The organism is Phreatobacter aquiterrae (assembly GCF_053471285.1).
Genome location: NZ_JBJPHW010000009.1, coordinates 137242 through 149648, shown reverse-complemented (window position 1 = coordinate 149648; position 12407 = coordinate 137242). Strand labels below are relative to the sequence as shown.

The window sequence follows — 12407 nt, the reverse complement described above, 5'->3', positions numbered from 1 at the left end:
TTCAGGCGTGAGCGAGCCAACCGTGGACCCAGAGGCCCCGGTAGAACGGCTCGACGGAATGGAACCCGGCTTCGGCGAGGAGCGCCTCGTCGCGAGCCGCGGGAAGAAGGTGGACCTGTTCCGCGACGGTGGTCGCGGCCATGACGGTCATCTCGGCCGGCGCACCCTTGAACCGCGCGAAGGCGCTGTAGCGCGCCATGTCACGGCCGAACCGCGCCGCCGTCTTGTCGAGACAGCCGTTGATCAGCAAAAACGGCGCGCCGGGCTTCAGCCGCTGGTGGATGTCGCGGAGCGTGGCGAGGCGCGCGCCGTCGTCCGGCACGAAATGCAGCGTCAGGAAACAGGTTGCCGCATCGAAAGGTCCTGCCGGCGCATCCGATGCGAAGCCCTGGATGAGATCGACCCGATCGAGCATGCCGAGGCCGGAAAGCCGGCCACGGGCCATGGCGAGCATCGGCTCGGCGGGATCGACGCCGGTGAAGCGCCATTGCGCACCGGCCTTGGCCAGCGCCGCCAGTTCGATACCGCCCCCGGCTCCGACCACAAGGATGTGCCCGGTATCCGGCACGAACTCCTGCAGCAGGACGGCCGCCATGTCGTGGCTCGCCTCGTAGGCGGGCACGAACCAGCGCGGGCCCTGCTCGTAGGCCGCGACCTTTTCCGGATCGTCGAAGAACTGGTTGTTCACGCTGCGAACTCGAAGGCTTCGAGGCCGGACAACCTCAGCTTGGTCTCGATCGCGGGGATGGCGCGCGGCGTCACGCCCTTCACCGCCCTGGCGATGGCGGCGATATGATCCGGGGTCGAGCCGCAGCAGCCGCCGACGATGTTGACGAGGCCGCTGGTGGCGAATTCCCCGACCATGGCCGCCATGGCCTCGGGACTCTCGTCGTAGAGGCCGAACTCGTTGGGCAGGCCGGCGTTCGGATAGGCGCAGACGAAGGTGTCTGCCACCTTGGCGATGGCGGCGATATGGCCGCGCATCTCCTTGGCGCCGAGCGCGCAGTTGAGCCCGATCGAGAAGGGCCGGGCGTGCATCACCGAATACCAGAAGGCCTCCGGCGTCTGGCCCGACAGCGTGCGGCCCGAGAGGTCGGTGATCGTGCCGGAGATCATCACCGGCAGGCGAACCTTGCGCTCCTCGAAGACCTCCTCGATCGCTACCAGCGCCGCCTTGGCGTTGAGCGTGTCGAAGATCGTCTCCACCAGCATGACGTCGGCGCCGCCGTCGATGAGGCCGCGCGCCTCCTCGGTATAGGCCTCGCGCAACTGGTCGAAGGTGATCGCCCGGAAGCCCGGATTGTTGACGTCAGGGGAAATGGAGGCGGTGCGGTTGGTCGGGCCGAAGGCGCCGGCGACGAAGCGGCGGCGGCCGTCCTTCGCCTCGGCCGTCCTGGCGGCGTTCTTGGCCAGGCGCGCGCCCTCGTAGTTGAGCTCGTAGGCGAGTTCCTCCATGCCGTAGTCGGCCTGGGCGATGGAGGTGGACGAGAAGGTGTTGGTCTCGACCATGTCGGAGCCGGCCTCGAAATATTCGAGATGGATCGCCTCCACCACGTCGGGACGGGTGAGGATCAGAAGGTCGTTATTGCCCTTCAGGTCATGGCTCCAGTTCGCGAAGCGGTCGCCGCGGAAATCAGCCTCCGAGAACTTGTAGCGCTGGATCATGGTGCCCATGGCGCCGTCGAGCACCAGGATGCGCTCCTTGGCGGCCTTGGTCAGCGCGGCGAGGACATCGGCGCCATCGGCGTGGCGGTGTGGGAACTGGCTCATCGGACGTTCTCCTGACGGAGGAAAGGCTGAAAGGTTCAGGCAGCAACCGCGCTGGCGACCGCATCCTTCGGCCGCATGCCGAGCAGGTGGCAGACCGCATAGACGAGATCGGCGCGGTTCATCGTGTAGAAGTGGAACTCGGTGACGCCGCGGTCGACGAGATCGAGCGCCTGTTCCGCCGCCACCGCCGCGGCGATCAGCTTGCGCGTCGCCGGGTCGTTCTCCAGCCCTTCGAAGCGGCGGGCGAGCCAGTCCGGAACGCTGGCGCCGGTCCGCGCCGCAAAGCCCGCCGTCTGCTTGAAGTTCTGCACCGGCACGATGCCCGGCACGATCGGGATGGTGATGCCCGCCGCGCGGACGCGGTCGAGGTAGCGCAGGTACACGTCGTTGTCGAAGAAGAACTGGGTGATGGCGCGCGTCGCCCCGGCATCCACCTTGCGCTTCAGCATGTCGATGTCGGTGTCGAGCGAGGGGCTCTCGGGATGCCGCTCGGGATAGGCCGAGACGGAGACCTCGAAATCGGCGATCGCCTTGATGCCGGCGACGAGCTCGGGCGATCCCTCATAGCCACCGGGATGACCTTCGTAACGCGTACCGACGCCGCCGACCGGGTCGCCGCGCAGCGCCACGATGTGGCGCACGCCCGCAGACCAGTAGTCGCGGATGACCTCGTTGACCTGGTCCCTGGTGGCGGCGACGCAGGTCAGATGCGCCGCAGGCTTCAGGGCGGTTTCCTTGATGATGCGGGCGACTGTGGCATGGGTCCGCTCTCGGGTGGAGCCGCCGGCCCCATAGGTCACCGAGACGAAGGAGGGCTCGAGCGGCGCGAGGCGCTCGATCGAGTCCCACAGCGTCGCCTCCATCTCGTCGGTCTTCGGCGGGAAGAACTCGAACGAGACCTTGAGGCGCGAGCGCGAAACGTAGCGGCTGGGCTTGTAGGCGGAGGACATCAGGCGACCTCGATGGCTTCTGCCGCCGGCAGGGCCGGGGCGTCGGTGATGATGCGCGGGTCGCGGCCGACCCAGATGGAAACGGTGAGCTTGTCGCCGCCGGACGTCTCCGGCGCGAGGTTCTGGAAGCGGACGGGGGTCAGCCCGGCGGCGGCCATCCAGCCCTCGACGATGTCGCGCGAGAAGCCGAGACGGCGGTGGGCCTGCGCCTCGCGCAGGAATTCCTGCTCGTGCGGCGCGAAGTCGACGACGACCAGCCGGCCACCGGGACGCAGCACCCTTGCGGCCTCGCGGATGGCGCGGGCGCCGTCGTCGAGAAAATGCAGGACCTGGTGGATGATCACGGCGTCATAGGCATCGCGCGGCAGAGCCAGCGAGTAGATGTCGCCGGTGCGCACCGAACAGTGGCGGATGCCGGCGCGATCGAGGGCGGCGCGGGCCAGCGTCAGCATCTCGGGGCTGGCGTCGATGCCGAGGCCGCGGTCGATCTCGGGGGCAAAGAGCTCCAGCATGCGCCCCGTGCCGGTGCCAAGGTCGAGCAGCGACCGCAGCGGCGCGCCGGACAGCGCATCCCGGACAGCCTTCTCCACCCGCTCCTCGGGAACGTGGAGGGCGCGCAGGCGGTCCCAGTCGGCGGCGTGGCGGCGGAAGAAGGCCTGCGCTTCCGCCGAGCGCTTGGCGCGCACCTCGGCGAGCCGCTCGCGGTCGCTGGCGAGGATGGCGTCGGTCGGGTCGACGAGCGCCACGAGAGCCCCGACCGTGCGGGATCCGGCGCCCTCCCCGGCGGCCCGGAAAAAGGCCCAGGAGCCCTCCTTGACCCGCTCGACGAGGCCGGCCTCCAGCAGCAGTTTCAGGTGGCGGGAGATTCGCGGCTGCGATTGGCCGAGAATATCGACCATGTCGGTGACGGTCAGTTCGGCCTCGGCCAGCAGCGCCAGCAGACGCAGGCGCGTCGGCTCCCCGACGGCGCGCAGCACAGCGACCGCGTCGTCGAAGGCATAGGCCGCCAGAGGCGTCCTCGAAGGTTTGGCGAAGGAGATCGTCACAGGCCCCACTCACATATAAAGATATCTTTATGCCCGTTCGGCGCCCAAGGCAAGGGGCAGGTTCGGCCTCCTGCGACAAAGCCAGATGTTCTCTTTTTGTTCTTGACCGTAACGCTCCCTTGAGCTATTTTGCCTAGCATGCCCCGTTCCCTCGCCACCAAGCCCATCGACGATCTCGCCGACCGGCTGAACGCCGGCGGACTGGAGGCGGCCGCAGCGCGGATCTTCGCCACACGGACGGCCCGGGCGCTGGACTTTTCCTCCGGTCCCGGCGTCGGGGACGAGCGGCGGCGCGGCCGCGGCACGCTCACCAACGCCTCGGGCCGGTATGAGACCGAGATCCGCGAGGCGGTTGACGACGGCTGGGGCTCGCTGGAGGAGTTGCCGCCGCTCGCCACCACGGTGACGGAGGAAAAGGCCAAGCGGATCATCACCCGCAACGACTCGCCGGATCTCTCCTTCGATCGCTCCATCAACCCCTATCGCGGCTGCGAGCACGGCTGCGCCTACTGCTTCGCCCGCCCGACCCACGCCTATATGGGGCTGTCGCCCGGCCTCGACTTCGAGACGCGCCTGTTCGCCAAGCCCAATGCGCCGGAGTTGCTCGAAAAGGAACTCGCCGCGCCCGGCTACCTGCCGCGCACCATCGCGCTCGGCACCAATACCGACCCCTACCAGCCGATCGAGAAGCAGTGGATGCTGACGCGGCGCATCCTGGAGGTGCTGGAGGCGGCGAACCATCCCGTCGGCATCGTCACCAAGAACCACTTGGTCACCCGCGACATCGACATCCTCTCCCGCATGGCGGCGAAAGGCCTCGCCAAGGTGGCGCTGTCGGTGACCACCCTCGACCGCAAGCTGGCGCGGTCGCTCGAGCCGCGCGCCTCCACCCCGACGAAGCGGCTTGAGGCGATCCGGCTCCTCTCGGCAGCCGGCATTCCAGCCGCCGTTCTGGTGGCCCCGATCATCCCCGCGGTGAACGATGCCGAGATCGAACGCATCCTCGACGCGGCCTGGCACATGGGGGCGCGGGAGGCGGGCTATGTGCTGCTCCGCCTGCCGCACGAGATCCGCGACCTGTTCCGCGAATGGCTGGTGGCGAACCGGCCGGACGCTGCCCGGCACGTCCTCTCGCTCGTCCAGCAGACCCGCGGCGGCAAGGACTATGACGCGACCTTCCACCTCAGGCAGAAGGGCACCGGCCCCTTCGCCTGGATGATCGGCCGCCGGTTCGAGGTGGCGCGCGAACGCCTCGGCTTCAACAAGCGGACGCTGCGACTGGAGACGCGGCACTTCACCCCGCCGGCGCGCAAGGGCGCCGCCGCCGAGCAGCTGAGCCTGTTCTAGGAAACGGCATCTTGGGTGGCGGCCGCGGGCCACCCTCACAGGAGATCCCATGACCGCGACCCACCCTGCCGCCATTGCCCTCGTCACGCTCGGCGTCGCCGACCTTCCCCGCGCCACCCGGTTCTATCAGGCGCTCGGCTTCGCCCTGTCGCGCTCGCAGAGCCAGACAAGCGTCAGCTTCTTCCGCGCCGGCGGCGTGGTGCTCGCCCTCTTCGGCCGGGCGGCGCTGGCTGAGGATGCCCAACTCGGCGACACACCGCGGGGGCCGTTCGGCGGCATCACGCTCGCCCGCAACCTTCCGTCGAAGGCGGCCGTCGACACCGCCTTCGCCGACGCGCTCGCGGCCGGCGCCACGGCACTCAAGCCTCCACAGGATGTCTTCTGGGGCGGCTATTCCGGCTATGTCGCCGACCCCGACGGCCACCCCATCGAACTGGCCTGGAACCCCTTCTTCCCGCTGCGCGAGGATGGATCGATCGACCTGCCGATGTAGATGGCCCCGACAGCGGGCGGGGGTCTCGGCCCGGCCGTGGTCCGGGCGGGCCGCGGTCACGGGTGGCGAAGGGGTGGGGAGCGGAAGTCGCGGGGGCGGCGCCACGGCGCCCGCCTTGAATCGGCACATGAAGGCGTTGAATCGGATTGTCGACCGGCGGAATCAGGCCCTAAGCCGTCAAGCACAAGTCACTGATCCTGCTCGCCATTTCATCCCTCACTTGAATCGGAACAAAAGGCCCGCCACCTGCCATCCCGATACCATCCCTTGCCCGTGCAGCGCGTTTCGGCGAGACAGCGGCATGGCCCAGCCGATTCCCACCTTCGCCGTCGAAGCCCGCGCCATCGCGCAGGGCTTCACCCCGGTCGCCGGGGTCGACGAGGCCGGCCGCGGGCCGCTCGCCGGCCCGGTCGTCGCCGCCGCGGTCATCCTCGACCCAAGGGCGGTTCCCGCGGGCCTCGCCGATTCCAAGATGCTGGACGAGGCCAGCCGCGAGTCTCTCTACGATGCTATCTCGGCGAGTGCCCTCGCCTGCGCCATCGCCTCCGCCTCAGCCATCCGGATCGACGCGACGGACATCCGCAAGGCGACGCTGCACGCCATGTCGAGGGCGGTCGCAGCCCTCTCTCTTCCCGCCCGGCACGTGCTCGTCGATGGGCGCGACGTGCCGCCCCTGCCGCTCGGCATCACCGGCGAGGCCATCGTCGACGGCGACGCGCTGGTGCTCTCGATCGCCGCCGCCTCGGTCCTCGCCAAGGTCCATCGCGACCGGCTGATGCGCCATGTCGACTTCGCCCATCCGGGCTACGGCTTCGCGATCCACAAGGGTTACGGGACGAAGGCGCACCGCGAGGCCATCGCCGTCAAAGGCCCGTGCGAGCATCACCGCATGAGCTTCGGCGTACTCAAGTCGTATCGAGGCTGAACCTCACGCAGCCGATGATCGGCGCGCGGCGTATCGGGGACGTGCGCGCGACAAGAAGCAGACCTCCTCCAGCGCGTCATGGCCGGGCTTGTCCCGGCCAACCAGGGCTTGAGCACGACGGCAGCAAGAAGCCGTCGATGCCCGGGACAAGCCCGCGCGTGACGCGGAGGGGTGCGCGTTCGGAAGGCTCCCTACAGCCCCAGCGTCCTGCGGATCGTCAGCATGTCGCGCCAGGCGTGCCGCTTGGCGATGGGGCTGCGCAGCAGATAGGCCGGGTGCAGGGTGGCGATGGCCTGGATCGTGCGCCCGCCGGTCTCGAAGCCCACCAGCCGGCCGCGCGCCTTCATGATGCCCTTGAGGCCGAGCAGCGTCTCGGTCGATGGCGCGCCGACACAGACCAGCAGATCGGGCGCCTTCAGCTCGATCTGCCGCCGGATGAAGGGCTCGCAGATGGCGATCTCCTGCGGCGTCGGCGTGCGGTTGCCCGGCGGCCGCCACGGCAGAATGTTGGCGATATAGGCATTGGTCTTCCGGTCGAGGCCGACCGCGGCCAGCATCCGGTCGAGCAGTTGCCCGGACCGGCCGACGAAGGGCTTGCCCTCGAGGTCCTCCTCGCGTCCCGGCGCCTCGCCGACGAACATCACCCGGGCGTCGCGCGCGCCGTCCTCGAACACGGTGCGCGAGGCGGTGGCCTTCAGCGCGCAGCCCTCGAAGCTCTCCACGATGGCGCGCAACGCGTCGAGGCTCGCGGCGGAGCGGGCCGCCTCGCGGGCCGCCGCCACGGCCGACTCCGGGGCCGGCGGCGCGCCCGCGGCGCTCACCGGCTGCGGACGGACGGTTGCCGGCGCCTGCACCCGCTCGCACCGGTCATCCTCTCCGGCCGGCGGCAGGCGGCGGCGCGCGAGGGCCGCATCCGCCTCGGCGAAGCGGTCGACGGGCTCCTCGCCCACGGCGATGTCGACGCCGGCATCGCGGTAGAAGACGAGCAGCGCCTCGACGGCCTCAGGGCTCAGGGGATAGGTCATGACGACCATCATATGCGAAAGGCCGGAGCGCTGCGACCCGCTCCGGCCTTCAGGCCTCCACCCGCTGCGACGCCGGGGAGGCGATGGGATGCGTGCGGTTCAGCGGCGCGGATTGGCGACCAGCTGCGGGCCGGCGGCGCCGCCGTTCAGCGAGACCCACTGGTTGGGGTCGGTCTGCGACTGGCGCTTGATGAAGCGGTAGCCGGTCTCGTGCCAGAGCTTCACCTCGTTGGTAAAGTTGTCGAGGATATAGTCGCCGCGGTCGGTGACGACGGTGAGGATCGCGTGGCCGTCTCCGTTGAGATCGCGCACCACGGTGATCAGCATGGCCTCGCGCGGCACGCCGAGGGCGATCAGGCGGCGCTTCTTCTCGAGCACCAGATCCTCGCAGTCGCCTTTGCCGTTGACCGGATAGGTCCAGTATTCCTCGACGCCGAAATGGTCCATGTCGGTCACCTGCTCGATCTCCCGGTTGACCTGGAGATTGACGCGGGCGAGTTGGGCGAAGGCGGCCGAGGTGAGGTTCACCGAGCGGGCGACGGGCGAGCGCTGGGCGCAATCCGCCGGATTTTCGCCACAGAACTGAACCCAGCCGATGGGCGCCGAGGTGGCGGCCCCCGCCGCAAGGGCGGCGACGCGGCGGACGCCCTGCTGGGCGGAAGCACCCTCGCAAACGCCGAGAATGCCGAGAGCGACGAACAACAAACAGGACGCAAAGCGACGCATAGGGGGAAACCCTTGAACCAACGATGACTGCCCTGCGACCCGGCGTCATTAATCTCCTGTTAATCATTGCGGCTCAAGTGAGATGTTAAGACATCGTTAACGGACGTTACCAAATGGTTAACGACCGATGCGCGAATGCAACGCCTCAGCCGCTCGGCGCGTTGTCATCGGCGGAAAGCCGTGCTTTAGAAATCGACCAAAGTTGCATGGGGCGCCCCGGCCCCGCGGATGACGAGGGATGTCAATGGCCGAAGCGATGGACCTGCCCGAGCGCGAGGGCATGGACTATGACGTCGTCATCGTCGGCGCCGGCCCGGCCGGCCTGTCGGCGGCTATCCGCCTCAAACAGCTCGACGAGAGCCTGACCGTCGTCGTGGTGGAAAAGGGCTCCGAGGTCGGCGCCCACATCCTCTCCGGCGCGGTGATCGACCCCGCCGGCCTCGACCGGCTGATCCCCGACTGGCGCGAGGATCCGGACCGCCCGCTGAAGCTGCAGGTCACCGACGACCGCTTCTATTTCCTCGGCCCCGCCGGTGCGCTCAGGCTGCCGAACTTCGGCATGCCGAAACTGATGAACAACCACGGCAACTTCATCGGTTCGCTGGGCAATGTCACCAAGTGGCTGGCGGCGCGCGCCGAGGCGCTCGGCGTCGAGATCTATCCGGGATTTGCCGCCGCCGAAGTGCTGTTCGACGACAAGGGCGCGGTGACGGGCATCGCCACCGGCGACATGGGCGTCGACCGCAACGGCGAGATCACCGACCGCTTCACCCGCGGCATGGAGCTGCGCGGCAAGTACACGCTGTTTGCGGAAGGTGCCCGCGGCCACCTGACCAAGCAGCTCATCCGCCGCTTCAAGCTCGACGAGGGGCGCGAGCCCGGCAAGTACGGCATCGGCCTGAAGGAAATCTGGCAGGTCAGGCCGGAGAACCACAAGCCGGGCCTCGTCCAGCATTCCTTCGGCTGGCCGCTCGACATGAAGACCGGCGGCGGCTCGTTCCTCTACCACGCCGAGGACAACCTCGTTTACGTCGGCTTCGTGGTTCACCTGAACTACGAGAACCCGACGCTCTCCCCCTTCGACGAGTTCCAGCGCTTCAAGCAGCATCCCATGGTCCGCCCGGTGCTGGAGGGCGGCAAGCGCATCTCCTATGGCGCGCGCGCCATCACCGAGGGCGGCTGGCAGTCGGTGCCGAAGCTCTCTTTTGCCGGCGGCGCGCTGATCGGCTGCGCGGCGGGCCTCGTCAACGTGCCGCGCATCAAGGGCTCACACAACGCGGTCCATTCCGGCATGCTGGCGGCCGAGCACCTCGCGGAGGCGCTGAAGGCCGGCCGCGCCCATGACGAACTCGCCTCCTACGAGGCCGCCTGGCGCTCCAGCGCCATCGGCAAGGATCTGTGGACGGTCCGCAACGTCAAGCCGCTGTGGTCGAAGTTCGGCACCATCGGCGGCGTCGTCCTCGGCGGCATCGACATGTGGATCAACGCGCTGATCGGCGTCTCGCCCTTCGGCACGCTGAAGCACGGCAAGGCGGATTTCGCCACGCTGAAGCCGATCGATCAGGTCAAGCCCATCGTCTATCCCAAGCCCGACGGCGTCATCTCCTTCGACAAGCTGTCGAGCGTCTTCATCTCGAACACCAACCACGAGGAGGACCAGCCGGTCCACCTCACGCTGAAGGATCCGTCGATCCCGATCCGCGAGAACCTGCCGAAATATGGCGAGCCGGCGCGGCTCTACTGCCCGGCGGGCGTCTATGAGGTGGTCTATGCCGACCCCGAGGCGAAGACCGACCCGAAGTTCGTGATCAACGCGCAGAACTGCGTCCACTGCAAGACCTGCGACATCAAGGATCCCGCCCAGAACATCAACTGGGTGACGCCCGAGGGCGGCGGCGGGCCGAACTATCCGGGGATGTAACGAGCGAGGGCGCCCGCGGGCGCCCTTGTCGCGAGCGCGCCGTGAACCGGCGGGTCTTCGAGACGCGAAGCGTGCTGCCCTGCACCCGGGAAGTGCGTCCTTCGAGGCTCGCTTCGCTCGCGCCTCAGGATGAGGAAGGTCACGCATTGCACCCCGGTCAGTTGGAGCGCGGCGGAAGAGCTTCATTCGACATCAATGCCGATCACCACCCGTCTCATCCTGAGGCGCGAGCGAAGCGAGCCTCGAAGGACGCAGTTGCTCTGTGCAGGACACCGCCCTTCACGACCTTTCAACCGATAGTGGACCGGCTGCCGCTGCCCCCGCCCTCACCGCGGCGGCGGGAACTTCTCGAAGGCCGGGACGCCCTCGGGAAAGAGGTGAAACGGCTGCGCCTCGGAGGTGTAGAAGACCACCTGCGGCCCGCCATAGACGGACGGATCGTCCAGTCCGCCGACCTTGAGGATGACGGCGTTCTTCCGCCGCGGCGTGCGGGTGGCCAGATGCGTGCCGCAGGTGGCGCAGAACTCGCGCGTCACGGGATTCTCAAGATCGGGGCGGGTGTAGCGCGCCGGCTCGCCCTTCACATAGCGATAGCCCTCCACCGGCACCGCCATGAAATAGTTCTCGGCGCCGCCGGCGATCGTCTGGCATTCCCGGCAATGGCACTGGCCCCGGAACATCGGCTCGCCATCGACCTCGTAGCGCACCGCGCCGCAATAGCATCCGCCCGTCAGCATGACCTGCTCCTGCTCCAGGATCGAAGGCCCCACGGCCCGCATCGGACGAGAGGCTAGACCGGGACAGGGTGTCTGGCGAGATCGGGCGAAAGGCGGTTGTCGCGGGCCTTCAGCCCCTCACCCGGTGCAGCGTCGTCGTATGGCCGTTGCCGCAGCGCGACGAGATGCGGTCGCGCGTCTCCAGCGTCACCGAGCACCAGGTCTCCGAGGTGCGGCTGCCGTCGGAGCAGCGTCCCCGGAAATTGAGCCGCGAGGTGAAGCCGGTCAGCCGCCCGCGCCCTTCCGTGCCGCAGCGCCCGGCAGCGCGGGTGTTGAACAGTTCGCGCGCGGTGATGCGGGCGCCCTGCACGCGGATCTCGACGCCGGCGCGGCCACCCGGCTGCGCCGCCCAGAAGCCGGCGAAGTCGGCGCCCCTCAGGCGATCCCCCTGCGGGGCGCCGCGGCCCGGCGCGGGCGCCTGCGCTGCAGCGGCCAGGGGGAAGGCGATGAGGGCCGCCAGGGCGAGAAGGGTTGTGCGCGTCGTCATGTCTCATCCTGCCCGGAGGCTTGCGGCGAATCCATGACGGGAGACTACAGCCTGCACCCCTGTCCGGCGATGGCCGGCAGGCGTTCGATGGAGCCGGTTGCCGCGCCGCACCCTCCCGGCTACCGCTGTCGCCGGAGGCCTGCCGCATGACTGTCGAGCTGACCATTGCCGAACTCACCGAACGCTTTCCGGACTTCCGGGTCGCGGTGCTCGTCTGCGAGGACATCACTGTCCCGGTCGAGCGGCCCGCCGCCCTCGCCGCCATCATCGCGGAACGGGAGGCGGCGGCCCGCGCGGCGTGGGGTGGCAACGAACTCTCCGAGATTCCGGGCATCGCCGCCTGGCGCGCCGCCTACAAGGGCTTCGGCATCAAAAAGACCAGCTACCGCTGCTCGGTCGAGCGTCTGATGAAGAACGCCCTCGCCGAACGGCCCCTGCCCGCCATCAACGGCTTCGTCGACGCCTACAACGCCGTCTCGCTTTCCGCCGTCACCTGCATCGGCGCCGACGACCTCGACAGGGCCGCAGGCCCCTTCGCCTTCCGCTTCGCCAGGACCTCAGACACCTTCATCGACATGGCGGCGGAGGCGGGCGAAGACCCCAACGACCCGCCGAAGGAGGGCGAGGTGGTCTATGCCGGCGCCAGCCACGTGCTGTGCCGCCGCTGGAACTGGCGGCAGGACGCCCGTTCCATCATCACGCCCGCAACCTCTCGCGCGATCCTCACCATCCAGAGCAATGGCTGGGGCGATCTCGACGCCGCTGTGGCCGATGCGCGGGACCTGATCGGCCGCTTTTGCGGCGGACGGATCGTCCTGGGCATCGCCGACCGGAACAATCCCTCCGTCACACTGGTTTGATCGGGACGGGCAACCATCGGACGGGGTCGCAGCAGCCCGCGGTCACCCCATATGATGGGACGCGGCCGATGGGCATCCATC

At 68.7% G+C, this 12407-nt stretch carries 12 protein-coding genes and 1 pseudogene; 5 read left to right on the top strand and 8 right to left on the bottom strand.

The window, feature by feature from the left end:
• Window position 1: 1 nt before the first annotated feature.
• The 4 genes and pseudogenes from ACJ4V0_RS14945 to ACJ4V0_RS14930 all read right to left on the bottom strand — a co-directional run bounded on the left by ACJ4V0_RS14945 (window position 2) and on the right by ACJ4V0_RS14930 (window position 3760).
• Entirely contained in the window at window positions 2–688 is a 687-nt protein-coding gene (locus tag ACJ4V0_RS14945) for a class I SAM-dependent methyltransferase (protein WP_448300385.1), read from the bottom strand.
• Between the two features lie 8 nt (window positions 689–696).
• A pseudogene (locus tag ACJ4V0_RS14940) lies at window positions 697–1770 on the bottom strand (homocysteine S-methyltransferase family protein); the annotation flags it as partial.
• 35 nt (window positions 1771–1805) lie between these two features.
• On the bottom strand, window positions 1806–2720 hold the full coding sequence (metF, locus tag ACJ4V0_RS14935) for a methylenetetrahydrofolate reductase [NAD(P)H] (RefSeq protein WP_448300384.1): 915 nt from the start codon (window positions 2718–2720) through the stop codon (window positions 1806–1808).
• Complete coding sequence (locus ACJ4V0_RS14930; RefSeq protein WP_448300427.1) at window positions 2720–3760, bottom strand: ArsR/SmtB family transcription factor; 1041 nt, start codon at window positions 3758–3760, stop codon at window positions 2720–2722. The genes metF and ACJ4V0_RS14930 overlap by 1 nt, the downstream gene beginning before the upstream one ends.
• A gap of 144 nt (window positions 3761–3904) precedes the next feature.
• On the opposite strand from ACJ4V0_RS14930, the gene ACJ4V0_RS14925 reads away from it, so the two are divergent.
• The 3 genes from ACJ4V0_RS14925 to rnhB all read left to right on the top strand — a co-directional run bounded on the left by ACJ4V0_RS14925 (window position 3905) and on the right by rnhB (window position 6531).
• Window positions 3905–5113, top strand: coding sequence for a PA0069 family radical SAM protein (locus ACJ4V0_RS14925; RefSeq protein ID WP_448300383.1), 1209 nt, complete (start codon window positions 3905–3907; stop codon window positions 5111–5113).
• A 49-nt stretch (window positions 5114–5162) separates the two neighbouring features.
• Window positions 5163–5606: a VOC family protein gene (locus tag ACJ4V0_RS14920; RefSeq protein WP_448300382.1), complete on the top strand. Its 444-nt coding sequence runs from the start codon at window positions 5163–5165 to the stop codon at window positions 5604–5606.
• Between the two features lie 301 nt (window positions 5607–5907).
• Window positions 5908–6531 (top strand): ribonuclease HII, encoded by a 624-nt coding sequence (rnhB, locus tag ACJ4V0_RS14915; RefSeq protein WP_448300381.1) that lies wholly within the window; start codon window positions 5908–5910, stop codon window positions 6529–6531.
• A 191-nt stretch (window positions 6532–6722) separates the two neighbouring features.
• On the opposite strand, the gene ACJ4V0_RS14910 is transcribed toward rnhB, so the two are convergent.
• Window positions 6723–7565, bottom strand: a complete 843-nt coding sequence (locus ACJ4V0_RS14910; RefSeq protein ID WP_448300426.1) for a uracil-DNA glycosylase — start codon at window positions 7563–7565, stop codon at window positions 6723–6725.
• Window positions 7566–7655: 90 nt separating this feature from the next.
• On the bottom strand, window positions 7656–8282 hold the full coding sequence (locus ACJ4V0_RS14905) for a transglutaminase-like cysteine peptidase (protein ID WP_448300380.1): 627 nt from the start codon (window positions 8280–8282) through the stop codon (window positions 7656–7658).
• A 244-nt stretch (window positions 8283–8526) separates the two neighbouring features.
• On the opposite strand from ACJ4V0_RS14905, the gene ACJ4V0_RS14900 reads away from it, so the two are divergent.
• Entirely contained in the window at window positions 8527–10203 is a 1677-nt protein-coding gene (locus ACJ4V0_RS14900) for an electron transfer flavoprotein-ubiquinone oxidoreductase (RefSeq protein ID WP_448300379.1), read from the top strand.
• Window positions 10204–10529: 326 nt separating this feature from the next.
• On the opposite strand, the gene ACJ4V0_RS14895 is transcribed toward ACJ4V0_RS14900, so the two are convergent.
• Window positions 10530–10940: a GFA family protein gene (locus ACJ4V0_RS14895; protein ID WP_448300378.1), complete on the bottom strand. Its 411-nt coding sequence runs from the start codon at window positions 10938–10940 to the stop codon at window positions 10530–10532.
• 109 nt (window positions 10941–11049) lie between these two features.
• Window positions 11050–11466, bottom strand: coding sequence for a hypothetical protein (locus ACJ4V0_RS14890; RefSeq protein WP_448300377.1), 417 nt, complete (start codon window positions 11464–11466; stop codon window positions 11050–11052).
• Between the two features lie 146 nt (window positions 11467–11612).
• On the opposite strand from ACJ4V0_RS14890, the gene ACJ4V0_RS14885 reads away from it, so the two are divergent.
• Window positions 11613–12326, top strand: a complete 714-nt coding sequence (locus ACJ4V0_RS14885) for a B3/B4 domain-containing protein (protein ID WP_448300376.1) — start codon at window positions 11613–11615, stop codon at window positions 12324–12326.
• Window positions 12327–12407: the final 81 nt, after the last annotated feature.

Excerpts from the sequence above, each read along its gene's own strand:
- metF (WP_448300384.1), bottom strand. The coding sequence starts at position 2,720 with ATGTCCTCCGCCTACAAGCCCAGCCGCTACGTTTCGCGCTCGCGCCTC.
- ACJ4V0_RS14925 (WP_448300383.1), top strand. The coding sequence starts at position 3,905 with ATGCCCCGTTCCCTCGCCACCAAGCCCATCGACGATCTCGCCGACCGG.
- ACJ4V0_RS14920 (WP_448300382.1), top strand. The coding sequence starts at position 5,163 with ATGACCGCGACCCACCCTGCCGCCATTGCCCTCGTCACGCTCGGCGTC.
- rnhB (WP_448300381.1), top strand. The coding sequence starts at position 5,908 with ATGGCCCAGCCGATTCCCACCTTCGCCGTCGAAGCCCGCGCCATCGCG.
- ACJ4V0_RS14910 (WP_448300426.1), bottom strand. The coding sequence starts at position 7,565 with ATGGTCGTCATGACCTATCCCCTGAGCCCTGAGGCCGTCGAGGCGCTG.
- ACJ4V0_RS14905 (WP_448300380.1), bottom strand. The coding sequence starts at position 8,282 with ATGCGTCGCTTTGCGTCCTGTTTGTTGTTCGTCGCTCTCGGCATTCTC.
- ACJ4V0_RS14900 (WP_448300379.1), top strand. The coding sequence starts at position 8,527 with ATGGCCGAAGCGATGGACCTGCCCGAGCGCGAGGGCATGGACTATGAC.
- ACJ4V0_RS14895 (WP_448300378.1), bottom strand. The coding sequence starts at position 10,940 with ATGCTGACGGGCGGATGCTATTGCGGCGCGGTGCGCTACGAGGTCGAT.
- ACJ4V0_RS14890 (WP_448300377.1), bottom strand. The coding sequence starts at position 11,466 with ATGACGACGCGCACAACCCTTCTCGCCCTGGCGGCCCTCATCGCCTTC.
- ACJ4V0_RS14885 (WP_448300376.1), top strand. The coding sequence starts at position 11,613 with ATGACTGTCGAGCTGACCATTGCCGAACTCACCGAACGCTTTCCGGAC.